The following is a 26,454-nucleotide window of genomic DNA, read 5'->3' as shown; positions in this document are numbered from 1 at the left end:
TTAAAAGAGTTACCAAAAGAATTTAGAAAACGTGTTTTATTAGGTTTTTTATTTAGTGAATTTGACAAAAATGAGTTTAAGAAAAAATATAAAAAACCTTTAGATATTGAGCAATTATACGATGTTGCTTCTTTAATATTATTACCTAGTCAGACAGAAGGTCGTGGTTTACCAATTATAGAAGCCGCAGCATGTGGAACCCCTATTTTTTGTAGACAATATGAACCAAGAGAAGTTTACGACCAAGTTATTGGTCGTCATTTAGATGAATCTTTAAGATTAAATGTCTTAGAATTTAAAGGGTCTAAAATTCCTAAAATTTTAGCTGAAAAAATATGTGACCATGTGTTTTATCCTCAAAACAGAATGGTAGATGTTACTCATAACAGAAGTGTTATAAACAAACGTTATAGCATTGCCTCTTTAGAAAAAAATATGCGCTATATTTTAGAACGTTTGTTTTTACAACTAGACGCTATTGGTATTAATCAAAATAATCAGGTAATCAATTTATTAAAAGAATATAAAGCTTCTGTAAATTTTGAAAACGAAGATTTAAATGCTATTCTAAACAAAAAAACAAGACATTATTTACCTGGGTATGGTAGGTTATCTTTTATGTTGTATTTAAAATCTTTAATTGACCCAAGCTTTTTTAGAGTTGAAGAACAGTTGGTAAAAGGTAAAGTAATGAGGTATGCAAGAATGATGGAAAATGACATTCCAGATTTGGTAAATACCAACCTAAAACAAATTCATAAATATTATAATGCCATAGATGATATTTTTAAATATGTAGAAGGAGAAAAATCAATAAGACACGATCATGCACTTTCTTACAGACATCGTAACAAAAAAGCATATGCATACCAAGATTTTACGTATCAAGAAGTTACAGGTTTGGTAAATATGATATATAATGATATTTTTAAGCCTAAACATTTAGCAGATTTAACTTTAGCACCACAATTTTTTGCTGACTGGGAATTGGCATTATTTCAATTAACTAATAGCAAGTTTTTAAGCATTGATGATCGTAAAATTTTAACTAAAAACTTAAAAAATAATGTACCAAAAGGTTATTTTCCTGGGCGTTATATTAAGCATGAATTAGAATATTTTGTTTTACAACCCATTCGTGCACAATTACACCTAAGTATAGAAGAAGAATTAACAAAAGAAATTTTAAACCCTAATATAGATACTTTAGAAAAAGTATACATATTTATACATGAACCTAGAATTACAAAATGGTTTTCTAGTGCCAATATTAAAAAGTATTTAGAAAGTGGTATAGAACCAGAACTTGGTTTGTTATACAAGGCTGGTGTTGTACAAATAGTAGAAACTAAGCAATGGTCAGAAGGTGTACATTTTCCGCAAATGGGTGTTAACGCTCTTAAAATTCTTAGAAAAATAAAAGAGGCAAATGGCTTTATTATTACCAATGGAGAATATGCAGCAATGATGACTGACATTATTGAAATTGACCATTTTCATATAGGAAAAGCGCAATATGAAATGACTGCAAAAATTATGGGAATTCCTAAAGACAGTGGTTTTATTCAATTTGTACCAGCAGGTGTAAGAACAACATTAGCTTACCCTACTCCTATACAAACAGCTAAAGATTTTAATACCGCTTTAAATAGTGACCTTTTTAATAAACTTAAAGAGCAAATAGGTGAAAAAGAATTATTAGCAATCATAACCAAAGATGCTATTGATAACGGAACACCAATTAATAAGTTGTTAAATCAAATAAAGCAGAAATTAAAAACTACGCAAAAAATAGAAAAAGTAAACGCTTCTTTTGTAGGTGGTGTTTATGATGATGGTTTGCCATGGAGTGGTGTATTGGCAGAAATTGATACTAAAAAACATCATTGGAAATTTGCTGCACATATTGCTAATAAAGAACCAAAAAATGTACCTGCTTTGGTAAAAGAATACCAAAAGAAAAGCAAAAACAAACAAAAAATTGAATTAGCTTGGAATGGTGGATATATATTAAATCCAGAATTGGTTGGTAAATTAGGTTTACCAGAAACCTATATTGGTTCTCCTTTAGGCTTATTAATTATGGATGGTAAAGTGTTTTGTCCTCCTTTATTTAACAAACCAGCATTTATCATTTATAAAGATGGTAAAGTTGATATCAGAAAAGTAAATAGTAAAGCAGGCTTTATTATTAAAGATAAAAATGAATCGATTGAATTTACTGCACATAACTATAACAAACACAGCACTACATCTCCTTGTTTTTATGATTTATCTCACTCTCTAGAAACCATTACTGGTAATGGTAACTATATTGTTAGAATTGCAGGAAATACCGTAAAACAAATAATAAAGACAAATAAAAATGAAGAAGTTTCTTCTATACCTGTAGGAATTACATTATCTATACCTGCAAATTTATTTATAAAAAGCATATTTAAAGAAGGAACCACTTTAGATATTAAATTATTAGAACCAGAATCAAATCATTTTAATTGGAATGAAATTTCTTATGCTATTGAAGCAGGACCAATGCTAATTGATGAAGGAAAGCAGATTTTAAATATGGAAGATGAAGGTTGGAAAACTAAAAATTCTATTAAAACTCAAGCTGCTAGATTAGATTTTACGGATATGAGAGGACCTAAAATTGCTGTTGGTATTACCAAAGAAGGCAAATTAATGGTATTGATGGTAAATGGAAGAATTAGAGAATCTGTAGGAGCTACACATTTTGATATGGTAGACATACTTTTAAAATTCGGGATGGATAAGGCTATGGGCTTTGACCCTGGAGGAAGTAGTACTTTAGTTGTAGACGGAAATATTATGAACATTTCTCCATACAATAAAAACTACGAGAATGATATCTATTCTTTACCTCCGCAACCACGTTTTGTTGCCAATGCTATTGTTGGGTATATAGATGATTAAATATTAAGTCTAATTTTGGATTTTTAATAAAAAAGCTCAAGTTTTTAAACTTGAGCTTTTTTATTTTATATAAAATTCTTGCTTTTTTTTACAAAAATAATTATTATTTATGCTTTAAAGTTAATCTTACGCATACGTAAGCTTTCTGGGGTAACTTCTAAATACTCATCAGATTTAATATACTCCATATTTTCTTCTAAAGAAAAATCTACTTTAGGAGCAATTTTCATAGCGTCATCTGTACCAGATTTACGCATATTTGTTAATTGCTTTCCTTTAATTAAGTTTACTGCTAAATCTGAGTCTTTACTATTTTCTCCAATTACTTGACCAATATAAATTTCTTGGTTAATATCTATAAAGAAACGCCCTCTATCTTGTAAACGATTTAATGCATAAGCTGTTGCTTTACCAGCAGCAGAAGAAATAATAGCTCCTTTTACATCTTCTGTAAAATCTCCTTTGTAAGGTCCGTATTCTGAGAAACGGTGATTAATAATTGCTGTACCTGCAGTAGCTGTTAAAATTTTATTTCTTAATCCAATTAATCCTCTAGAAGGAATAGAGAATTCTAAATGTTGCAAATCTCCTTTTGGTTCCATAATTAATAAATCTCCTTTTCTAAGAGATACTAAATTAATTGCTTTAGAAGCCATATCTTCAGGTACATCAATAGATAATGTTTCCATTGGTTCATGCTTCTTACCATCAATTTCTTTCAGAATTACTTGTGGTCTTCCAACTTGTAATTCATATCCTTCTCTACGCATAGTTTCAATTAATACAGATAAGTGTAAAACTCCACGTCCAAAAACGTTAAATTTATCCTCAGAATCTGTAGTCTCAACTTTTAACGCTAAGTTTTTCTCTAATTCTTTAAATAACCTATCTCTTAAGTGACGAGATGTTACAAATTTACCTTCTTTACCAAAGAATGGAGAGTTATTAATTGTAAATAACATACTCATTGTAGGTTGGTCAATTTCAGTTCTCGGTAACGCTTCAGGATTTTCTAAATCAGCAATTGTATCACCAATTTCAAAACCTTCAACACCTGTTATAGCACAAATATCTCCACAAGGAACTTTATCTACTTGTACTTTACCCATTCCTTCAAAAACATGTAATTCTTTAATTCTTACTTTTTTAGTAGAACCATCAGCTTTACATAACATATAATCTTTTCCAGCTTCTAAATCTCCTCTAAAAATACGTCCAATAGCAATTCTACCTGTAAAAGAAGAAAAGTCTAAAGAAGTAATTTGCATTTGAGCATCTCCTTCGTTATATTTTGTTTCAGGTATTGAATCTAAAACAGCATCTAATAAAGGAATAATATTATCTGTTTCGTTTTGCCAATCTGTACTCATCCAGTTGTTCTTTGCAGAACCATAAATAGTAGTAAAATCTAATTGTTCTTCTGTAGCCTCTAAAGCAAACATTAAGTCAAAAACTTTTTCATGAACTAAATCTGGAGTACAGTTTTCTTTGTCTACTTTATTTACAACTACAATAGGAGTTAATCCTAATTCTAAGGCTTTACCTAATACAAAACGAGTTTGTGGCATTGGTCCTTCAAATGCATCCACTAATAATAAAACACCATCAGCCATTTTTAATACACGTTCTACTTCTCCACCAAAATCGGCGTGACCAGGAGTATCAATAACGTTAATTTTTGTATTCTTATAGTTTACAGAAACGTTCTTAGAAAGAATTGTAATTCCTCTTTCTCTTTCTAAATCATTATTATCTAATAATAAATCTGTACGTTCTTTACGATCATCTAAAATTTTAGCTTGATCTATAATTTTATCTACTAAAGTTGTCTTACCGTGGTCAACGTGGGCAATAATTGCGATATTTCTTATTGATTGCATTTGTGGTTTCTTAAATTTCGTGCAAAAGTAGTTGTTTAAATGTAATTTATTACTATTTTATATGTTATTTTAGGTTGTAATTCATTAAAACACTAAAAATAAATGTCAAAAAATTAAATTACAGGCTTAAAAACAACCATTTTTTAGGTTTAATAATTTACAATTTATATTCTTTTTGATAAAAAAATCAATAGCTGTTTTACTTCTTTTTCCGGATGCACAATACACAACCAATGGTTTTGAAAAATCTACCTCATCAAATTTATCTTCAATTTCATCTAACGGAATGTGTTGCCCTCCTATATGATAATCTTCTCGTTCCCATTCTTCTCTAACGTCTAATAAATTATACTTTTCTAAATTATTTTCTAATTCTACTAAGGTAATCTCTTCGTTTTTTGTTTTTATTCCACAGAAAAAATCATAATCATCTTCTAATTTATCAATAACTATAGCATTGTTTTTTTCGTATTTTAAAATGAATTGACGCATATTTAATGTATCATAAATCAATAGTTTATTGGTTAAAACATCTCCTATTTCACAAATTAATTTGATAACTTCATTTGCTTGTAAACTTCCTATAATTCCCGGTAAAACACCTAAAACACCTATTTCTGAACAATTAGGAGAATCGCCTGGTTTAGGAGGAGTTGGATACAAACACCTGTAACTTGCACTTTTTTTGTAATTAAAAACACTTACCTGACCTTCAAACTTAAAAATAGCTCCGTAAACCAATGGTGTTTCTGTAAGAACAGATGCATCATTGGTTAAATATCGAGTAGAAAAATTATCACTTCCATCCACAATAATGTCATATTGTTTAAATAGAGTAACAGCATTTTCTTTGGTTAGTTTTTCTTGATAAATATCAAACTTTATAAACGGATTTAATTTACTTAATCTATTTGCTGTAGAAACTGCTTTTGACTTGCCAATATCATCAATAGTATACAAAATCTGACGTTGTAGATTACTTTGATCAACCACATCATCATCTATAATTCCGATTTTTCCAACTCCTGCTGCTGTTAAATATTGTAAAACAGGGCAACCCAATCCACCGGCACCAATCACTAAAACTTTGGCTTGTTTTAATTTTAATTGTCCTTTCTCGCCTATTTCATCTAAAATAAGATGACGATTGTATTGCTTTTTTTCTTCTAAAGTTAATTTCATATAAGACTACACACTTTCAAATTGTTCCCAATCTTTCCAAACCACTTCTAATCCATTACTTTTTAGCATCTCTACAATGGTTTCTGTACTTCTTTCGTCCGAAATCTCGAACTGTTCCAAAGATTGAGGAGCAACAGCATAACCTCCTGGATTGGTTTTAGATTCTGCACTGATGGATGTAATACCTAAATTTACAATATGATTTCTAAAAATCTCACTTTCTCTTGTAGACATTGATAATTCTACATCTTCATTAAACAATCTAAATGCACAAATTAATTGTACCAAATCGTGATCGCTCATTGCTACTTTAGGTTCTAATCCGCCAGAATGCGGACGTAATCTAGGAAAAGAAATCGAATATTTTGTTTTCCAATAGGTTTTTTGCAAATATTGCAGATGTAACGCTGTAAAAAAACTATCGGCACGCCAATCTTCCAAACCAAATAAAGCGCCTAAACCAATTTTATGAATACCTGATTTTCCTAAACGATCTGGAGTATCTAAACGATAATCAAAATTAGATTTTTTACCTTTTGGGTGATGTTTTTTGTATTCTTCTCTGTTATACGTTTCTTGATACACCAAAACTGCATACAAGCCATTTTGTACCAAAAGTTCGTATTCTTCTTGATGTAAAGGTTGTACTTCAATCGTAATATTAGAAAATTGAGACCTTATTAATTGTATCGCGTTTTTAAGATAATGTACACCAACGGTTCTATTAGCTTCTCCTGTAACCAATAAAATATGATCGTAGCCTTTGTTTTTTAAAAACGCGACTTCTTTTAATATTTCTGCATCTGTTAACGTTCTTCTTGGTATTTTATTCGTCATACTAAAACCACAATACGTACAAATATTTTGACACTCGTTACTCAAATACATGGGTGCATACATTTGTATGGTATTTCCAAATCGTTTTTTAGTAAGTTGCTGACTTTTCTGTGCCATTTGCTCTAAAAAAGGTTGGGCTGCAGGAGAAATTAATGCTTTAAAATCTTCTAAATCTAACTTATCTTTTGCCAAAGCATTTTTTACCTCAACCTCCGTTTTATCATAAATACTGGCTAATGTAAAATCCCAATTATAAGTATCAAAAAGTGATTTAAAGTGACTCATAATTTTAATTTAAAAATGATGTTAACGGACTACTTGCTACTGCTTTTTTACTTACCGGAGCCAATTTTGCTTCAAAAGCCATTCTACCTGCTTCAACAGCCATTTTAAATGCTTTTGCCATTGCAGTTGGGTTTTGAGAAACTGCAATTGCCGTATTTACTAAAACTGCATCTGCACCTAATTCCATTGCATACGCAGCATGAGATGGCGCACCAATACCAGCGTCTACAATTACAGGTACATTAGATTGTTCTATAATAATTTCTAAAAAATCTTGTGTTTTTAAGCCTTTATTGCTCCCAATTGGCGCTCCTAAAGGCATTACACATTGTGTACCTACTTCTTCTAAACGCTTGCACAAAACAGGATCTGCATGAATATAAGGCATTACTACAAAACCTAATTTCACTAATTCTTCTGCAGCTTTTAAAGTTTCTATAGGATCTGGTAATAAGTATCTAGGATCTGGATGAATTTCTAATTTCACCCAATTTGTACTCAAAGCTTCTCTAGACAATTCTGCTGCAAAAATGGCTTCTTTTGCAGTTCTTACTCCAGAAGTATTTGGCAATAAACGGATGTGGCTTTGTTTTAAATGTGATAAAATATCATCTTCATTATTTTGTACATCTACTCTTTTTAAAGCAACCGTTATCAATTCACTTTCGGATGCCAACAATGCTTCTTCCATCAATTTAGAGGAACTAAATTTACCGGTTCCTGTAAACAAACGAGAAGTAAATTCTTTATCGGCTATATTTAATTTTTGATTCATTTTTTTATTATTTTGAATTGATGTCCGTTTGAGCGCGGTCGACAACTCTTAGTATCTTGGTTTAACTAAGAATCTTTTAGCTGAACTCCATAAGACATTTACTTTTTAATTTAAAACTTCTTGAAATTTAGCAATACTATTTACATCTTTGGTGATGACTCCAGAAACTGCAATTCCGTAAATACCAGTTTCTAGAATAGAGGAAACATCGTTTAATGTGATGCCTCCAATGCCTATAATTGGTGTTTCTGTTTTTAGTTCTTTTAAGAGTTTTCTATAACCTTCAATACCTAAAACCTGACTTAAATTTTTCTTAGTTTTTGTAAATTGAAACGGACCTAAGCCAATATAATCTACCTTCTTTTCAATCAGATTTTTACAATCTTCTAGGGTATTTGCGGTACCTCCAATAATTTGCCAAGATTCTAATTCTTTTCTTACTTCTAAAGGACAAGCATCGGTTTTACCTAAATGCACTCCGGCTGCTTTTACCGCTAAAGCTACTTTATAATAATCGTTGATTATTAATTTTGTCTGAAAATTATCTGTAATCTCTTTTGCCTTTTTTGCCGTTTCTAAAACTGTATTTTCATCAACATTTTTCAATCGTAATTGCACCAATTCTATACCTGCATTACATGCATTTTGTATGTTGTTTAAATGCTCTTGTGGCGTTGCTCCTTGAGAGATATAATGTAATTTATTAATCATTTTTTATAAGTATGAATTCCTAAAAGGGAATTGTTTGAGTTTAAAAATTGTTCTGTGTATAACTTCGCTTGTTTGCAAGCATCTTCTAAAGTCATTTTTACTACAAAATTAGAAGCCAATGCTGCTGATAAAACACAACCACTACCGTGTTTTTCGGATACTTCCTTCGCTGTTGGCGGAATATTAAGTTTTACAATTTTACTATAATACACCTCATCCAAACCTTTTTTATCGGTTCTATGACCTCCTTTTAGATAAATATTTGTTTTTTCTGATATAAAATCGATAGTTTCATCTATGGTTTTATTGGGGAATAATTCTTTTATTTCATTGTAGTTAGGAGTGATAAAAAAACAGTTTTCGAACACCTTTTCTAAAATGAATACATCTTGCTTTGTATGAAATGTAAAACCCGCACTTGCGCTTAAAATAGGATCTAAAATTATTTTAATTTCAGGATTTAGTTTTTTTAATTTTAGAATGACTGTTAACAAAATTTCCCAAGACTGAATAATGCCAATTTTTACAACAGGAATTTTAAAACGATCGAAAAGTGTTTCTATTTGGTTCAGAATAATAGATTCTTCTATCCAAATACAATCTTTAAAAGTAATATCATTTTGAACCGTAACAGCGGTACAAACTGATAATCCATACAAACCATGCGTTTCAAATGTTTTGATATCTGACGTTATTCCTGCTCCGCTGCTAGGATCTAAACCTGCTATCGTTAATATGTAGTTTTTTTGATTCAATTTTTTATTTTTTTAGTTCTCGACTGCGCTCGAACTGACATATAATTATTCATATTCGAGACAAAGAGGTTCCTTCTTTCTTTCGTCAATCGGAATGACTTTTCATTAAATTAACGAGTAAAACTTCTCTTTTATACTTTTAAAACTCTCTAATGAGTTTTTTGCATTCCAAACGCCACCTAAAACACCAACTCCATTAAAACCTAATTCTAAAGTTTGTTTTATAGTGTCTGTATTAATTCCGCCCATTCCGATAATGGTTTTATCAATATTATTCACATCAAAACCTCTGCCTTCATATCCTTCTTTAGAAATAGAAGAAAAAACAGGACTTAATAAATGATAATCAAACTCAAAATAGCACCCTTTTAAAACCTCAGGATCGTGAAACGAAGAACTTATTGTTTTACCAAATAGACTTAGATTTTTAAAATATTCACTTGGGGTATCAATATGATCGATTCTCTTTTGTTCTTGAAAATGAATGCCTTTTAAATTAAAATCGTTTATTAATTCGTGATAATAATGCACCACAATTTTATTGTGATATTTTTTATCTATCTTATTTAAGTAGTTACAATGTTCTTGATAATTTTTATTTGGTTTTCTAAAATGATAATATTCTAAACCTTCTTGAAATAATTGATGAAGTATTTCAATTTCATTCGGAATATCATTTTCTGGTGCAATAAGAACTATCATAATATTTTTGGTTTTGATTTTAAAAAATGAGATTACTTCTTCGTACCTCCTCGTAATGACAATAATTTTTAACTTCTTGTAATTACGAATCTGTTGATTGAGTTAGGGATTAAAGTGGCATCCTTTTGCTTTTTCTGCAAAAGATATAACGGAAAGCCCGACCACGCTTTTTTTCTAAGCGTGGGAACTTCCTAATAATATTACAAATACACTTCTGATCCTTTTTCTTTAAACTCTTTCGATTTTTCTTCGAAACCTTTAGCGATGACTTCATTATCTACAATGTCGTTTTCGGCAGCAAAATCACGAACTTCCTGAGATATTTTCATAGAACAGAATTTTGGTCCGCACATAGAACAGAAATGTGCAATTTTTGCTCCTGCTGCAGGTAAGGTTTCATCGTGATACTCACGAGCACGCTCTGGATCTAAACCTAAGTTAAATTGGTCTTCCCAACGGAACTCAAAACGCGCCATACTCAATGCATTATCTCGGTGTTGTGCTCCTGGATGTCCTTTTGCCAAATCTGCCGCATGCGCCGCTAATTTATACGTTACCACACCCACACGAACATCTTCTTTATTAGGCAAACCTAAGTGCTCTTTTGGTGTAACGTAGCACAACATAGCGCAACCGTACCAACCAATCATAGCAGCTCCAATTCCTGATGTTATATGATCGTAACCTGGTGCAATATCTGTTGTTAACGGACCTAAAGTATAAAAAGGCGCTTCGTCACAAACTTCAATTTGCTTTTCCATATTTTCTTTAATCATGTGCATTGGCACGTGACCAGGGCCTTCTATAAAACATTGTACATCGTGTTTGCGAGCAATCTGTGTCAACTCTCCTAAAGTTTCTAATTCAGCAAATTGCGCTTCGTCATTAGCGTCTGCAATAGAACCAGGACGCAAACCATCACCTAAAGAAAAAGCAACATCGTATTGTTTTAAAATTTCGCAAATATCTTCGAAATGTGTATATAAAAAACTTTCTTTATGATGTGCCAAACACCATTTTGCCATAATAGATCCACCACGAGAAACGATTCCCGTTACACGTTTCGCTGTCATAGGAACATAACGCAACAAAACACCAGCATGAATGGTAAAATAATCGACACCTTGTTCGGCTTGCTCGATTAAAGTGTCACGGAAAATCTCCCAAGTTAAATCTTCTGCAACTCCGTTTACTTTTTCTAAAGCTTGATAAATAGGCACGGTTCCTACAGGCACAGGAGAATTACGAATAATCCATTCGCGCGTTTCGTGAATATTCTGCCCTGTGGATAAATCCATAATATTATCTGCCCCCCAACGGCAAGCCCAAACGGCTTTTTCTACTTCTTCTTCTATAGAAGATGTGGTTGCAGAATTACCAATATTTGCATTGATCTTTACCAAGAAGTTTCTTCCTAAAATCATAGGTTCTGCTTCTGGATGATTGATATTAGACGGAATTACAGCACGCCCTCTTGCTACTTCACTTCGTACAAACTCTGGAGTTATTTTATTAGGAATTGATGCTCCAAAATGTTCACCTTTGTGTTGCTTTCTTATTTCTGTCATTTCATCAATTCGTTGGTTTTCACGAATTGCAATGTATTCCATTTCTGGAGTAATCATACCTTGTTTTGCATAATGCAATTGGGTAACGTTTTTCCCTTTTTTTGCTCGTAATGGTTTCTTTAATAAAGAAAAACGCATGTGGTCTAAACTTTTATCGTTTAAACGCTCGTTGCAATATTCCGAAGAAAATTCGTCTAATTGCTCTACATTTCTTCTGTCTAAAATCCATTTTTCACGAATTCTTTCAATTCCGTTATGGATGTTAATTTCTTTATTGGGATCGGTATAAGGTCCAGAAGTATCATACACCGTTATAGGCTCGTTGGGTGTTTTGCTTTTTGTGATAGAATCTACAGTATCACTCAAAGAAATTTCTCGCATTGCCACTTTAATTTGTGAGTGCAACTTACCTTGAACATAAATCTTTTTTGAATTTGGAAAAGGGTTTCTTGTTACTTGTCCTTTTTTAGGAGCTGTGTCTTTTTTCTTCATTGTTAACAGAAATTGTTGTTTGTTTTTTTGTAAAATTAAGTAATTACTTATCGGCTAACCGCCTTGTGTAGATTTAATAATTAAAACAACATCTTCTTGCTGAAGAGTTTTAGAAGACCAATCCGTTCTTTTTACAACATTGCTATTAATGGCAATTGCAATACCATTGGTTTTTACTTTTAAAAAGTCTACCAATTCTTGTAAGGTTGTGTTTTTAGAAATGTCTTGCGTTTCGTTGTTTACTTTTATCGTCATCATAATTGATTTAAAGTAAACTTTAGAAGAAAAATAGATACAAAACCGTACATATATAAATGTAAAGCATGCATTTAAGAATGACTTTTTCCTACGTTGGTATTAACCAAATCAGGTTCTAAGGATATTTCTCAAACTAGTTTAACTAGCTACTCCTAAAGTTTAATAGTTCAAATATATTATAAAAAAATAATATAAATGATGAAGATGGTATTTTTTATTTTTTGTCTTCTGGTAAATCATCTTGAAATGCCGAAGGTAAAATGTCTGGAATTAATTTGATTAAAAGCGGTAATAATAATGCGCCACCAGGTAATAAGAAAACAGCTAAAGCCGGTACAGCCTTACAAATATCTAGTAACTGTACCTTAATTTTTTCTTTTTCTTCTTCTGATAAATTAGACCGTGTAGATTTCTTAATTAAATAAACAGCTTCTTTACTTTGCTTTAATTCTAAATCAAGTCTCTTTTTATTTCTAATCAACAATAACTTTATCTCTTCGATACTTGTCATTATAATTTCCTTCTTTTTCTTTCTGTTTTTAAAAGATTCAACTCTCTACTTGTTTGTCCTGCAACCGAAGTGTTTTCTTCTGCTCTTCTTATTAAATATGGCATTACATCTCTAACAGGGCCAAAAGGTAAATACTTTGCCACATTATAACCTTGGTCTGCTAAATTGTAACTTATATGATCACTCATACCAAATAATTGTCCAAACCAAAGCCTTTTATCATCTTCTTTTATCTGATATTCTTTTGCTAATTGCATCAATAAATAAGAACTATCCTCATTATGAGTCCCTGCAAATAAAGCCATTTTTTGATGCTCCATCATGTATTTTATTGCAGTATCATAATTGATGTCTGTAGCTTGTTTGTCTGTACAAATTGGTGATGGATATCCTTTTTCTTCGGCTCTTTCTCGTTCTTTTTCCATATAAGCCCCTCTTACCACTTTCATCCCAATATAGAATCCATTTTGTTGTGCTTTTTGATGAAGATCTTTTAAATACTCCATTCTATCATGTCTATACATTTGTAATGTATTAAAGACAATGGCTTTTTCGGTGTTGTAAGTTGCCATTAATTCTTCTATTAATTCATCCGCAGCTTTTTGCATCCAGCTTTCTTCTGCATCAATTAATAAAGGAACATCTTTTGCTACAGCTAATTTACATACTGCATGAAAACGATCAACTACTCTACTCCATTCTTCTTGCTCCAATTCTGTTAAACTTTCTCCTTCTGTTAACTTTTGATATAACGCAAATCGTCCAAAACCCGTTGGTTTAAAAACTGCAAACGGAATTGATTTTTTTTCTTCACAAAAAGAAATGATTCTTAATATTTTTTCTAAAGCGGCATCAAAACTAGCTTCTTCTTCTTTACCCTCTACAGAATAATCTAAAACACTATGTACGTTTCCTTTTTTATACATATTGTCTATAATTGGCAAACAATCATCTTCTGTTACACCACCACAAAAATGATCAAAAACCGTAGACCGGATTAAACCTTCTATGGGTAAATGCGCTTTTAACGCAAAATTAGTTACAGCACTACCAATCTTTACCATTGGTTGACTTTGAATCATTTTAAATAAAAAATACGCTCTCTCTAATTGAGAGTCCGATTTTAATGCAAAAGCAACTTCAGTATTATCAAAAAGTTTCATTTTCTATCTTAAATTATAAAAACAAATATAACTATAGAATGGTAATATTTGTTTTTTTTATTTTTATTTTGCACACTTAATAAATTACCAATGAAATCTATACAAGCAGTTACATATCCTGTTCATTTTCAAGACAAAGCATATAAAGAACTTTCTGATTTAGTGAGCAAAAACAATTATTCTACAATCTTTATTTTGGTTGATGAGAATACTTTTGATCATTGTTACCCTAAATTTATTCAAAATTTAAGTACTGATAAACAAATTGAAGTTATTGAAATTGAGTCTGGAGAAATTAATAAAAATCTAGAAACTTGTGTTGGTGTCTGGAATGCGATTACCGAATTGGGTGGTGATCGAAAAAGTTTATTAATTACTTTAGGTGGTGGTGTAATTACCGATTTAGGTGGTTTTGTTGCTTCTTGTTTTAAACGTGGAATCGATTTTGTAAACATTCCTACTACTTTGCTTTCTATGGTAGATGCTTCTGTTGGTGGAAAAACTGGTGTAGACTTAGGTGTTTTAAAAAACCAAATTGGTTTGTTTGCAAACCCAGAAATGGTTATTGTAGATACAGATTATTTAACTACTGTTACAGAAAGAGAAATTAAATCTGGTACTGCAGAAATTATTAAATATGGTGTTACTTATGATATTACACTTTTTAATGAAATAAAAGACAATAAAAACCTAAAAATTAGCGATTTAATATTTAGGTCTATAGAAATTAAAAACGAAGTTGTTTTACAGGATCCTAAAGAACAAAACTTACGAAAAATTTTAAATTTTGGTCATACTTTAGGGCATGCTATTGAATCTTTTTACTTAGAATCTGAAGACAAAGAAAATTTAACTCATGGTGAAGCTATTGCTATAGGAATGGTTTGCGAATGTTATATGTCGTCAAAATTATTAGGTTTCCCTTCAGAAAAAGTAAACGAAGTAAAAGAAGTTGTTTTATCTATTTACAACAAAACAAATCTTTTAAAAGAAGATTTTTCTAATATCATAGAATTGCTGAAACACGATAAGAAAAATGTTAATGGACAAGTAAATTTTGTGCTTTTAAACGATTTTGAAAACCACAAAATAGATTGTAAAGTTCCTGAAGATTTAATTATGGAAAGTATGGAGTTTTATAATAAATAAAAAGCCCAACCTATATTAAAGATTGGGCTTTAGAGCTACTTGAATGTTTTGGGGGGAAATCATATATTTTATCAAGTAGCTTATTAATTAAAAACCTCCACTTCCTGGGGCTTCTGGAGCACTTTGTGCTTGTGCTTTTTGAGGATTTAGTATCATATAAGTCCCTAATGCTGTTAATGCAGTATATTTACCATAATTCCCTATTTTTTTGAGGGCATCTTTACGCGTAATTTCTTTGTTATTTTTCATCATATTTAGGATTTAAGATTCTCTTTAATTATTCTATAACTATTTTTTGATTCATTTTTCCTTTATCAGTATATAACTGAACAATATAAATACCTTTTGCTATTTTAGGAATCAAAATATTTTTCTCTTTTTCTGCAGTAAACAATTCTTGCATCATTTGTTTTCCTTGTATATCAAATAGCTTTACCATAGCTTTTTGATTTTGTAATCCTGAAATTTTTATGGTGTTATTATCAACTTTATAGATATTAATTGTTTCAGACAAAATAGTACTTGTGTTTAATATAGAACTACTATTTGTATGTATATAAAACCTTCCTATACCATTATATGTATCTGAAAATGTTGCTTTATAATTGGCTTCTGACTCACCTAAAAGAGTAAAAGTATTAGTTAATTTATCTTCTAAATACACATCTAACTTACTTGGTATATTTAACACATCAGCAGAAAAAGTAATTTCAGTTCCTAATTCTGCATTAACACCTACAGGAATAATCATATTTTCATAATTACTATTTGGTAAAGATTGAATTGCCAAGTCTAACCCTTTATCATCTGTTACTAAATGTGTGTATACTTCAAAACTATTATTTCCTGTACCTGAAAAAATAGAACTGTCGTACCCATTATCAAAGCCAGTAGTAGTTCCGTTTACATAATAAATATCTGTACTTTTTGTATTAACTTCATTAGTAATTGCTAATTTAATTTGAAACCTTTTATTAGTAGTTTTACTAAAAATATCTGTTGTTTGATGACTCTGCATGTCCTCTGTTAAAGAAAATGTTCCTCCACCAGGTTTAGCACTCACAAAAAAACCTTGACCAGGGGCAATAAAACGGCTACCTACCTGATTTACTGCCACATAATAACCTACTGATTGATCCCAAAACCAAAGTGTTTCTTCATTTAATACAGAAGAATTAAATGTTAAAATATTACTACTACTATCTGCATCAGAGTTAGCAGGAATATAAGATGGATAAGGATTTCCTATTAAATTAAATTTATCTGCTGATCCTTCTTGTATAGGAATATAAATATTTCCTGTTGGTATTTCACCTGTAAAAGAGACATTGCCTGGAGTAGAAAGTTTTGTTGAATATCCAACTCCAGAATTCATAATTCCTGTACTAGCTGTGGTTTGGTAATTCCATGCAGAACCATTATTTAAATAAGGTGCTAATCCTATATTAATTCCTGAACCTGTAGCTAAATCATTATTAATTCTATAATTTTCAATGGTTTCTCCAACAACAGGAGAAGAAACTAAATACCAATTAGTTGTTGGTAAATTTCTATTATAAGTAATATTTCCATTAGATGTACCAGATACAATTAAGGAACTACCTGAATTAGCTATTAATGTTCCTTTATTAATTAGGTTTCCCTGTAAAGACAAAGCTTTATTTACATCAATTGTTAAGTTACCACCTAAATTTAAATTCTTTGCAACAGCATTAGAAATATCTACGGTTGCATTTTTTCCAGTTTCAATAATTACATTATCTGTTTGAATGGGTGTTCTTGCTAAACTCCAATTCTCTGGAGCTGACCAAGTACCATTTGCTATTGTAAAAATATTACCTCCAACGGTTTCATACCAAGCGATTGTATCATCATTAAAAGAAGCAGAAAAAACATCTAAATCTCCATCTCCATCAACATCTCCTAATGCTAACCCTATAGGATTATCTGCAGTGTTGGTTATTAAAATTTTACTAAAAACAGGATCTACTGCCCCATTATTCTTATACCAAGCAATCGAATCATCAGCTTTTGAAGCAGATAAAATATCTAAATCACCATCACCATCTATATCTCCAACATTTACATTTTGTGCACCATCTGCAGTATTTGTTATTACTATTTTATTAAATGAAGGAGTTACTCCCCCATCATTCTCAAACCATAAAACAGTATCATCTCTGTAAGAAGTTGATAAAATATCTAAATCTCCATCATTATCTACATCTCCAACATTTACACTAATAGCTCCGTCTGCAATGCTTGTTAGTACTATTTTATTAAAAGTAGGATTTACTGCTCCATTATTTTTATACCATGCTATTGTATCATCACTATAAGATGCTGAAAGAATATCTAAATCTCCATCTCCATCTATATCACCGACTGCAACACTATAAGCTCCATCAGCATCATTAGTTACTACAATTTTATTAAAAGTAGGATTACTTGCTCCATCGTTTTCATACCATGCAATAGTATCATCACTGTACGATGCAGAAAGAATATCTAAATCTCCATCTCCATCTATATCACCTATTGAAACACTATATGGTGATAAAGCTGTATTCGTTATTTCCATTTTAGTAAAAGAAGGAATTACAGCACCATCATTTTCAAACCATGCAAGCGTATCATCATAACTAGATGCACAAATAACATCTAAATCTCCATCATTATCTATATCACCTAGAACTATATTACTAGCTCCTGAAGCCGATTCTGTAACAATATTTTTAACAAAAGTTGGATCTGCATTACCATCATTCTGATACCAAGCTATAGTATCATCCCAATATGAAGCTGATAAAATATCTAAATCACCATCACCATCTATATCTCCTATAGTTACATCAGTTGCCATGTCAACAGTAGTATCAATCTTATTATTTATAAAGGTCATTGAATCTGGCACTAAAGTAGTTGCTACAGTAAAATTAAATACTATTGGAGTAGCTAAAGGCACACCAACGCTTTTTACATTTGTGGTAATCATTACTGTAACTATTTCACCAGAGTTAAAATTAGTTGTTGGATTAAAAGTAATAATATTAGTATCACCTCCTGTAAAAACTCCATCAATATTACCTGTTTGAGATCCTGTTATTACAATATTATTTGCCGTTACTGTAGCTGCATCTATATTAGATAGAAAAGTAAGTACAATATCTGTATTTGCTAGAATATTAGTTGCTGTTGCTGATGGACTTGTATTTAATAATATCGATTTAGCAATAGTAAATTGAAAAACTCCTGAATTAGCTAAAGAGAATCCAACACTTTCTAATTCTGGAGTAGTTGTTACTGTAATTATTTCTCCTGGGTTAAAATTAGCACTAGGATTAAAGACAATTGTATTAGTGTTACCACCAGTAAAAACACCTGTAATACTCCCAGTTTCTGATCCTGAAACTAGAATATTAGTTGCTGTTACTGTAGCAGCATCTACAGGAGCACTAAAAACAAGTGTAATATTGGCATCTTCTAAAATATTTCTTGATGCATCTAAAGGAACTGTACTCGTTAAATATAAATCCTCTTCTACCTCATACCAAGCTATACTATCTTCATCAATAGAAGATGAAATGATATCTAAATCACCATCTCCATCTATATCTCCACTAGTTATATTATTGGAAACAAGAGTAGTACTTATTGCCACCTTAGTAAAAGTAGGGTTTGTGGTACCATCATTTTGGTACCAAACTATTTTATCATCTTCATATGAACCTGATAAAATATCCAAATTTCCATCACCATCTATATCAGTTACTACTATATTAACTGGGGTATCTGCACTAGTAGTTACAACCATTTTTGTAAATACAGGATTTGTTGCTCCATCATTTTCATACCAAGCTATTGTATTGTCTACAGATGCAGATAAGATATCTAAATCGCCATCAATATCTACATCACCAACAGTTACACTTTTAGGCCAATCAATAGTATTATTTATTAAAATTTTAGTAAAAGATGGGTTTTCAGCACCATCATTTTCGTACCAATCTATTTTATCATTTACATCTCCGGACAAAATATCTAAATCTCCATCATTATCTATATCACCTACAGTTATACTTGTAGCACCAGAAATAGTATCCGTTAATAGTTGTTTAGTAAAAGTAGGATTACTTGTACCATCATTTTCATACCAATATATATTACTAGAAAGAAGAGAACCTGATAAAATGTCTAGATCACCATCACTATCAATATCACCAACAGTAATAATTCTAGGTAAAATAGCAGTGCTAGTTACTACCCTTCTGGTAAAAGTAGGGTTTGTTGCTCCATCATTTTCAAACCAAACGATTGTAGTATCTGTTTCTGAAACCGCCAAAACATCTAAATCTCCATCTCCATCTACATCACCTATTATTGCACTTCTTGCAGCAAGAGTAGTATTACTAATTATATTTTTAGTAAAAGTAGGGTTTGAAGCACCATCATTTTTATACCAAGCTATTGTACTATCATTTGTAGAAGATGATACCATATCTAAATCTCCATCTCCATCTATATCACCTACAACTACATTATCAACTCTATCAGAAGTAGTACTAACAGTGTTTTCTGTAGAAACAACAGGAGGAGCTACTGCTTTAGTAGTAACTGTAAAATGAAATACTTTTGATGCAGCTAAAGCAATATCTACACTTTTTAAATTTGTAGTGGTAGTTACAGTTATTAGCTCTCCAGGTTTAAAGTTATTGTTTGGATTAAATGTAATACTACTAGAATTTCCTCCTGTAAAAACACCTTCAATTATTCCTGTTTGCGAGCCAGAAATTACAATATTTGTTGACGTAACACTAGTTGCATCTATAGCGCTATCAAAAGTTAGAATAATATTAGCTGCTGCTGAAATATTAGTTGCTGATGCTAAAGGACTTGTGCTTATTAAATTGGGTGCCAAAACCACCTCTTCAGCATTAACCCTGTTATTGTTTACACGACCAACATTTAAGTTGTTATATGCAAGAGTAACAGCATTGCTTTTTAAATTTTTAAGATTTCTATTTACTAAATTTAGATCTGGTGTTAAATATTCAGCATTTGTAAAATTAAAGCTGAGAAAAAACAAAAGAAAGGTTAAATTTTTCATTACAGTTGAATTATTTTAATATGAGTTTAAATATTAAAAACCATATAACTTGGTTTCAATTGCAAAATTAAAGTGTAATAGTAGCGTGTGAAATACGTAGACCTACTAGTCTGAAAAAAACTATTTTGATAAAAAATATTGTTATTAAAAATAAACTACTATTTCATACTTTTCTTTACCAATTTTTAAGGTATAATTTTTATTTTAAAAAAAAGTCCAACCATAAATTGATTGGACTTTTAACACTCTTAAATTGGGGAAAATAATTATTTATTTTTTATCATACTACTTGAAATACTCATAATAAATTAGTCAATATTTTTTTTTATTAAGACTCATACCTTTAACATAATCTTCCATAGTCACAAACAAAAAAATTATAGGAATAAAAACCAAAAAATCTTATTTATCCAAGGTAATTACCTATAATGCATTTAGCTTAAAGAGTTAATAGGCTTACTTAGTTATAATATAATTAAGATGTGAAATTATTCTTTAAAAGTAGTTTATTTAATACGTAGACCTACGTATTAAACAATTTAGGATGTTTAAATGCCCATATTAATAGGGCATTTTGTGAAGATGGTATGTTTAATTTTGAGATAATATTACTTCGATGCTTTTCTATAGTCCTTACAGAGCAATTACGTAGTTGAGCAATCTGTAACGAAGAAAAACCATCTTTTATATATCGTAAAATTTCTATTTCTACAGGAGTTAGTTGTCTATGCTTTTCTAAGGATTTCATCCTCAAAAATAATTATAATAAGAGTATTGTGTTATACGTAAACCTACGTATTGAAGATATTAGCATTCTTTTGTACCCATAATAAGAGTGCATTTTGTGAAGATTTTATTCCTAATTTATGAATAATATTACTTCGATGTTTTTCTACAGTACGTTTAGAAATAAATAGTTCTTCAGCTATATTTGAAGAAGACATGTTTTTTGCTAAATAGTGTAATATTTTTATTTCTGTAGCGGTTAAACCTTCTAAAACATTTTTTCCACTAGAAAGATGAATTGTATTTTGTATATTTTTACTGACATAGGTTTTTCCTTTTAATACTTCTTTTATGCAATTTTCTAGCTCTACTAACTGATCATCTTTTAGAATATAACCTTGAATAGAAGTACTTATTTCTTTAATTATTGCTTCTTGTTTATGTAATGTAAGAATAATTATTTTTACATTTAAGCAATTTTGGATACATAATTTTGCTACTTCTAATCCATTTTGAACTGGCATATCAAAATCTAAAATTGCTAATTGAGGCCTGTGTTTTAAAATTGAATTATAGGCATTATTACCATTGGTAGCTGTTGCTACAATTTTATATCCTTTAGATTTTAAAAACTGCTCATTTCCTGCTAATAATAGTGGATGATCATCTGCCAATACAATAGTTATGCTCATTATTTTTTAACTTTTATTATAATTGTAGTTCCAATTTTTGGTTTTGATCTAATCCTTAAAATAGCATTAATATATTGTGCTCGTTCTTGTAAGCTTTTTAATCCTAAACTTATTAATGAATTCATTGCTTTATCTACGATAAAACCTGTTCCATTATCTTTTAAAACAAATCTTATAATTTTTGTTTCATTTGTAATCGTTAAATTACATGCTGTTGCATTTGCATGTTTTTCTACATTAACAATGCATTCTTGTAGCATTCTAAAAATAAAAAGCGATTTTTCTTTAGATATAAACTTATCAACATCATCTATTTCATAAGAATAAAAAATATCTGAACTTTTTTGAAAAGCATCCATCATATTCTCTAAAGATTTTACAAGTCCTAATTGTTCAAATTGAAATGGATGTAAATTATGAGACATGTTTCTTACTTCATTTATTACATTGTCTATCATTTTTAATTCGGTTGTATTTTTATTTTCTTTTTTAGATACTGTATTTTTTAAGACTAACAAACTTTGCCCAATACTGTCATGTAATTCCTTGGCAACTCTAGAACGTTCTTCTTCTTGAGAACTAATAATCTGACTTGAAAATTGTTCTTTAAGTTGATGTTTTTTTCGTTCTTCCATAAAATACCATAATATAATACCACTCGATCCTATAAATAATAAAAAATAAAACCAATCTGATTTATAAAAAAATTCATCCACAGAAATCGAAAGTACAATTGGTTTCCCTATAATTTCATTTATAGAGTTATTAGCTTCAATTTCTAAAGTGTACTCTCCTGATGATAAATTTGATAATCTAACTTCCGTTTCTATTGCTAAATCAACCCATAAACCTTTATTTAATCTATATCTATACTTAACTTTATTAGAATCATAGATACCAAACAAATTAAATTGCAGTTGTAAATTTTTACTTTCTGGTGGTAAAGAAATAGATTTTAAAGAGGATAATTTTTGTGGTGATGTCTCTTCTACTACTTTCTTAATTGTTTTATCAAAATACGTAGTAGCTGTTAACCTAAGTTCTGCGTCTATTATTTTTTTAGAAATTTCATCTGGATGAAAATAATTAACACCATTTAATGTACCTACTAAAAAATGTCCATCATCAGTTTTTAATGCACTGTGTCTGTTCGCCTCATAAAAACTCAACCCATCATTCATGGTGTATCTTTTAGCTACTTTTGTTTTTGTATCAAAAGAAATTATACCATTGTAGGTATTCATCCAAATCCCCTCTTTATCATCCAATAAAATGGTTGCAATACTTGCTTTTAATTTATCTTTATATAAGAGCGTAAATTCTTTAGTTACTGAATTAAATTGGAATAATTCACCTGATTGGCTTCCTAATAAAATGCCATATTCTGGATGTTTTGCAATGGATATAAAAATGGAATGGATAATTTTTTCTTTTGGATTGTATAATGTTGTTGTTTCATTTTCATAAAGTACTAAGCCTTCTTCACAAGCCAAATATATAATGTTATCAACTTTTAAAATACTTTGTATATAATATTTACTTGTAGAAGTAAGGATTGTATTTTTTTTATTTTTTTTATCAAACTTCATTAAATTATAAAAACTTGTACCATAGTATATATACTTGTCATCTTCAACCATAGTTGTAACTGGATAATAAATAACAGACTTAGTTTCCTTCGTTTTTTTATCTACCCAAATAATACCTTTATTATCATTACTCCAATAATAACTTTCATCTTCAAAAATGCCTCTACCTTCTAATGCAAAAAAAGGGTGATCATTAAAAGTTATTTCATATTTGTTTAATGCTTTCGTTTTTAAATTGATAATATACCAACCTCCATATTCTGTTGTTATTAACACTTCATCTATGTTTAATTGCAACATACTACGAATACTATTTTTTTCTAAAAATGTACTCACATTATCATTATTAAAATGATAATGATAAAATACACCTTTATTTACAAGAAATAACTCTTTAGACAGATCTCTTGAAGCTTTCTTTGAATCATTACTAAAATTGTTTTTAATAGGAGCTCTATAAAGATTATTTTTAAAATCAAACATAAATTGAGAACCACCTTTATCTAATTCTTGTATTATTAAATTTTCTTTAGCATCTAAAAAAAACCATCTGTTATTAAACTTATTTGTAAGTTGATTCTCTAAAAAATTTGTTTTTTTCCATTCTCTTTTTCTCTTACTATATTGATAACATCCTTCAATACCAACAAAATAGACATACACAACACCTTCTCTTTTAAACCAAAAATCTATATTTAAAGAAAAGTTAAGTTGTTTCTTTTTTAGTCCAAGATCAGAAAGTGTAACTTTTTTTATTAAACTACCTTCTTTAGTATACATAAATACTCCTGAACGAAGTTCACTTGCAATAAAATGATCTTCTAAGCCAATAAAATGATTAAACTCTGGAAAACCTTTTCCGTTTTCAGGTATTATTTGTTTTGATGGATATAAAGAAAACTTTAAATTACTATTTAGTTGAAATAAATTTGTTTCATTATTTTTACTTAGATAAGCTAAAAAATATTCTTTATAAGAGAATAAAGAAATATCTTGATATTCTTTTGAAAACGGAAGAACCACCTCTTTAAAAAGTAGTGTTTCTGGGTTTAGTAAGAAAAGTTTTTGTTTATTTTGCCATATAAATATAATATAAAACTGTCCATCTTGTCTTTTAAATAATTTTATAAAATTAGGTGGACCATCCAATAAATCTGGAAAAGGCACAGTATAAAATCTATTACCATCATACCTTTGTATAATTGATGTTCTTTCATCTATTTTTCCTTCTAATAATTCAAGCGTTGATCCAGAAACCCAAAGCCAACCTAAATCATCAAAAATCATAGAATTTACCGAATATACTTCATATCCGTTTTTGCTATTAAAAACTTTATTATTAATTGAAGCATTAATTGATTTTATATTTTGACCAAAAACTGTAATTGATAAAAAAAAGGTAATTAATAATAAATGTTTTTTATTTATAAACAAAGGAAATTAGTTTTATTAGATATTTTTTAAATTTAAACAAAAAATATTTTCTAATTCTAATTATATTAAAATTGTTTATCGGTTTTATTTAAAATAACTTATAAAGTTCCTGAAGATTTAATTATGGAAAGTATAGAGTTTAATTATTAAGTAAATCAAAGTAATATTTTAGAGGTCAGTGTTTAAATTCAATAAATACAGTATTATTATGAATATATTTAAGGGTCAAAATTTTCTAGGGTTTACTAATCGTTTTAAAACGAATTAAGATTGTAAGAAATACTTGGCAGATATTAAATGGAAAGATGAATTTTAATGTAATAAATATTGTCATAAAAAAGGTTAAATAAGAAAAGGTTTTTTACCTACATGTAATAATTATTCTCATCAAGAGTTGTCAACACCAAACACACTTTTTCACAAGATAAAGTTTGGATTTAGATAAGCTTTCTTTATTGTTTTTGAAATAAGTACAAGTACTAAAAGCCTTTCTACAAGTTATGTTTTAGTTCGTTTTAGTGTATCAGAAAAGACTACAAGTTTATTTATGCCCAAAATTAGATAAGCCATGCAAAGTAGTGGAAATAGTTCTATGACCGATATTGTTCATGTGGATGAATTTGCTCTGGGTAGACGAAAAAAAGAAAGTTATAACTGCTATTGATTTAACTGTAGATGAAAAGTTAAAAGAATATATGCCATAAGAATCGAAGATTTTACAGCCAGCTCTTTGCAATATATTTTTGTGAACCATATCAGTAAAGAAGCTAAAGTGATAATTGTATGCAATAACTTATATGGTTGAAAAAAAATAAAGTAGAGAACAGAAAATTATATGTAACTAACAACTAACCTCAAAAATCTATTTATCTTGGAGGTGGGGGTGGCATTTCTCCATCTCTTCGAGGATGATTCATACCTTCTCTTGGTGGTCTATTTTGCCCACCTTTTAAAGCTTGTTTTATAATTTTATCGAATTTTAAAACTTGTTCTTTTGTGCACAAACTTCTTACTTTACCAAAAAAATTAAAAATTTCTACATCTTTCTTTCCTTCTAAAAGACCTATTTTGGTTGATAAAGAATCTATATTATACCCTTCTTTTTGAAAAGAGTTAAAAAGTTCGTCTTTATATTTCATTATAGATTGTTCTATTTCTTGCATTCTTTCTCTATGCATATTATCAAACTGCATAAATTGCTCTTTCTGACTATTTGTAAAATTTAACTTTTCTGTTAAGAAATTACGTTCTGGTCTTGGTTGTTTGTTTTCATGAGTTTTATTTATCAACATAAATATTAAAACTCCATTTAACACAATTAATAAAAATAAAATTATAGGAAGTAATTTAGATTTCATAACCCTTAATTTAAAATAGAACTATTATCTGATTGTAATGAATATTCTTGTGCAAAAGCTTCTATATCTGAAGTTGTTTTTGATTTTTCTACCGAATTATTAAAAACATAAAAAATTGAACCAAGATTTAATAACAAAATAACACTTAAAATTGCCAATTGCAATTGAGGTGTAAACCAAGAAAAAATAAATTTACTTTCTTCTTTTTCTGCATTTAATTGTTGTAAAACTTTATGCTTAAAAAAATGATTTACTTCTACTTTTTCTATAGAATCTAATACCTTAAAAGTATCTTCTACTTGTTGGTTTATATATTCTTTATTTTTCATTTTATTTGTTCTTAAAC

General features: G+C 29.6%; 19 protein-coding genes and 1 riboswitch. Of the genes, 2 read left to right on the top strand and 17 right to left on the bottom strand.

Going from position 1 to position 26,454, the window contains the following annotated elements; translation table 11 throughout:
- Window positions 1-2,934 (top strand): phosphodiester glycosidase family protein (locus ABJG40_RS10820; protein ID WP_348024593.1); only part of this gene is annotated, 2,934 nt, incomplete at its 5' end.
- A 107-nt stretch (window positions 2,935-3,041) separates the two neighbouring features.
- On the opposite strand, the gene typA is transcribed toward ABJG40_RS10820, so the two are convergent.
- From typA to ABJG40_RS10765, 11 genes are all read right to left on the bottom strand, one after another.
- Window positions 3,042-4,814, bottom strand: coding sequence for a translational GTPase TypA (gene typA / locus ABJG40_RS10815; protein ID WP_348024592.1), 1,773 nt, complete (start codon window positions 4,812-4,814; stop codon window positions 3,042-3,044).
- 126 nt (window positions 4,815-4,940) lie between these two features.
- Window positions 4,941-5,996 (bottom strand): HesA/MoeB/ThiF family protein, encoded by a 1,056-nt coding sequence (locus ABJG40_RS10810; protein WP_348024591.1) that lies wholly within the window; start codon window positions 5,994-5,996, stop codon window positions 4,941-4,943.
- Between the two features lie 6 nt (window positions 5,997-6,002).
- On the bottom strand, window positions 6,003-7,118 hold the full coding sequence (thiH, locus tag ABJG40_RS10805; RefSeq protein WP_348024590.1) for a 2-iminoacetate synthase ThiH: 1,116 nt from the start codon (window positions 7,116-7,118) through the stop codon (window positions 6,003-6,005).
- Window positions 7,119-7,122: 4 nt separating this feature from the next.
- Window positions 7,123-7,893 carry a thiazole synthase gene (locus tag ABJG40_RS10800; RefSeq protein WP_348024589.1) on the bottom strand — a complete coding sequence of 257 codons (771 nt, stop codon included), beginning with the start codon at window positions 7,891-7,893 and terminating at the stop codon, window positions 7,123-7,125.
- Between the two features lie 105 nt (window positions 7,894-7,998).
- On the bottom strand, window positions 7,999-8,604 hold the full coding sequence (gene thiE, locus ABJG40_RS10795) for a thiamine phosphate synthase (protein WP_348024588.1): 606 nt from the start codon (window positions 8,602-8,604) through the stop codon (window positions 7,999-8,001).
- Complete coding sequence (locus tag ABJG40_RS10790) at window positions 8,601-9,359, bottom strand: hydroxymethylpyrimidine/phosphomethylpyrimidine kinase (RefSeq protein WP_348024587.1); 759 nt, start codon at window positions 9,357-9,359, stop codon at window positions 8,601-8,603. The genes thiE and ABJG40_RS10790 overlap by 4 nt, the downstream gene beginning before the upstream one ends.
- Window positions 9,360-9,464: 105 nt before the next feature.
- The gene (locus ABJG40_RS10785) at window positions 9,465-10,061 is read right to left on the bottom strand and encodes a thiamine phosphate synthase (protein WP_348024586.1); all 597 of its coding nucleotides are present in this window, start codon (window positions 10,059-10,061) and stop codon (window positions 9,465-9,467) included.
- A gap of 200 nt (window positions 10,062-10,261) precedes the next feature.
- Window positions 10,262-12,121, bottom strand: coding sequence for a phosphomethylpyrimidine synthase ThiC (gene thiC / locus ABJG40_RS10780; protein ID WP_348024585.1), 1,860 nt, complete (start codon window positions 12,119-12,121; stop codon window positions 10,262-10,264).
- Window positions 12,122-12,175: 54 nt separating this feature from the next.
- A complete protein-coding gene (thiS, locus tag ABJG40_RS10775) occupies window positions 12,176-12,379 on the bottom strand; it encodes a sulfur carrier protein ThiS (RefSeq protein ID WP_348024584.1) in 204 nt (67 codons plus the stop codon).
- 68 nt (window positions 12,380-12,447) lie between these two features.
- A riboswitch (TPP riboswitch) is annotated at window positions 12,448-12,543 on the bottom strand.
- A gap of 50 nt (window positions 12,544-12,593) precedes the next feature.
- Window positions 12,594-12,890, bottom strand: coding sequence for an LETM1 domain-containing protein (locus tag ABJG40_RS10770; RefSeq protein WP_348024583.1), 297 nt, complete (start codon window positions 12,888-12,890; stop codon window positions 12,594-12,596).
- The gene (locus tag ABJG40_RS10765; RefSeq protein ID WP_348024582.1) at window positions 12,890-14,053 is read right to left on the bottom strand and encodes a proline dehydrogenase family protein; all 1,164 of its coding nucleotides are present in this window, start codon (window positions 14,051-14,053) and stop codon (window positions 12,890-12,892) included. The genes ABJG40_RS10770 and ABJG40_RS10765 overlap by 1 nt, the downstream gene beginning before the upstream one ends.
- A gap of 90 nt (window positions 14,054-14,143) precedes the next feature.
- Here ABJG40_RS10765 and aroB point away from each other — a divergent pair, with 90 nt between their 5' ends.
- On the top strand, window positions 14,144-15,202 hold the full coding sequence (aroB, locus tag ABJG40_RS10760) for a 3-dehydroquinate synthase (protein WP_348024581.1): 1,059 nt from the start codon (window positions 14,144-14,146) through the stop codon (window positions 15,200-15,202).
- Window positions 15,203-15,289: 87 nt separating this feature from the next.
- Here aroB and ABJG40_RS10755 read toward each other — a convergent pair whose 3' ends face one another.
- The 6 genes from ABJG40_RS10755 to ABJG40_RS10730 form a co-directional block, all read right to left on the bottom strand.
- Entirely contained in the window at window positions 15,290-15,454 is a 165-nt protein-coding gene (locus tag ABJG40_RS10755) for a hypothetical protein (protein WP_348024595.1), read from the bottom strand.
- 25 nt (window positions 15,455-15,479) lie between these two features.
- A complete protein-coding gene (locus tag ABJG40_RS10750; RefSeq protein ID WP_348024580.1) occupies window positions 15,480-20,309 on the bottom strand; it encodes an FG-GAP-like repeat-containing protein in 4,830 nt (1,609 codons plus the stop codon).
- Between the two features lie 791 nt (window positions 20,310-21,100).
- Window positions 21,101-21,727: a response regulator transcription factor gene (locus ABJG40_RS10745; protein WP_348024579.1), complete on the bottom strand. Its 627-nt coding sequence runs from the start codon at window positions 21,725-21,727 to the stop codon at window positions 21,101-21,103.
- Window positions 21,727-24,750 (bottom strand): sensor histidine kinase, encoded by a 3,024-nt coding sequence (locus tag ABJG40_RS10740; RefSeq protein WP_348024578.1) that lies wholly within the window; start codon window positions 24,748-24,750, stop codon window positions 21,727-21,729. The genes ABJG40_RS10745 and ABJG40_RS10740 overlap by 1 nt, the downstream gene beginning before the upstream one ends.
- 866 nt (window positions 24,751-25,616) lie before the next feature.
- A complete protein-coding gene (locus tag ABJG40_RS10735) occupies window positions 25,617-26,108 on the bottom strand; it encodes a hypothetical protein (RefSeq protein WP_348024577.1) in 492 nt (163 codons plus the stop codon).
- Window positions 26,109-26,113: 5 nt separating this feature from the next.
- Window positions 26,114-26,437: a hypothetical protein gene (locus tag ABJG40_RS10730; RefSeq protein ID WP_348024576.1), complete on the bottom strand. Its 324-nt coding sequence runs from the start codon at window positions 26,435-26,437 to the stop codon at window positions 26,114-26,116.
- Between the last annotated feature and the right edge of the window lie 17 nt (window positions 26,438-26,454).

It is taken from the genome of Polaribacter sp. (assembly GCF_039939415.1).
Lineage (GTDB): Bacteria > Bacteroidota > Bacteroidia > Flavobacteriales > Flavobacteriaceae > Polaribacter.
Note: the sequence above shows the minus strand (reverse complement) of the source record. Positions and strands in the feature narration are given on the sequence as shown.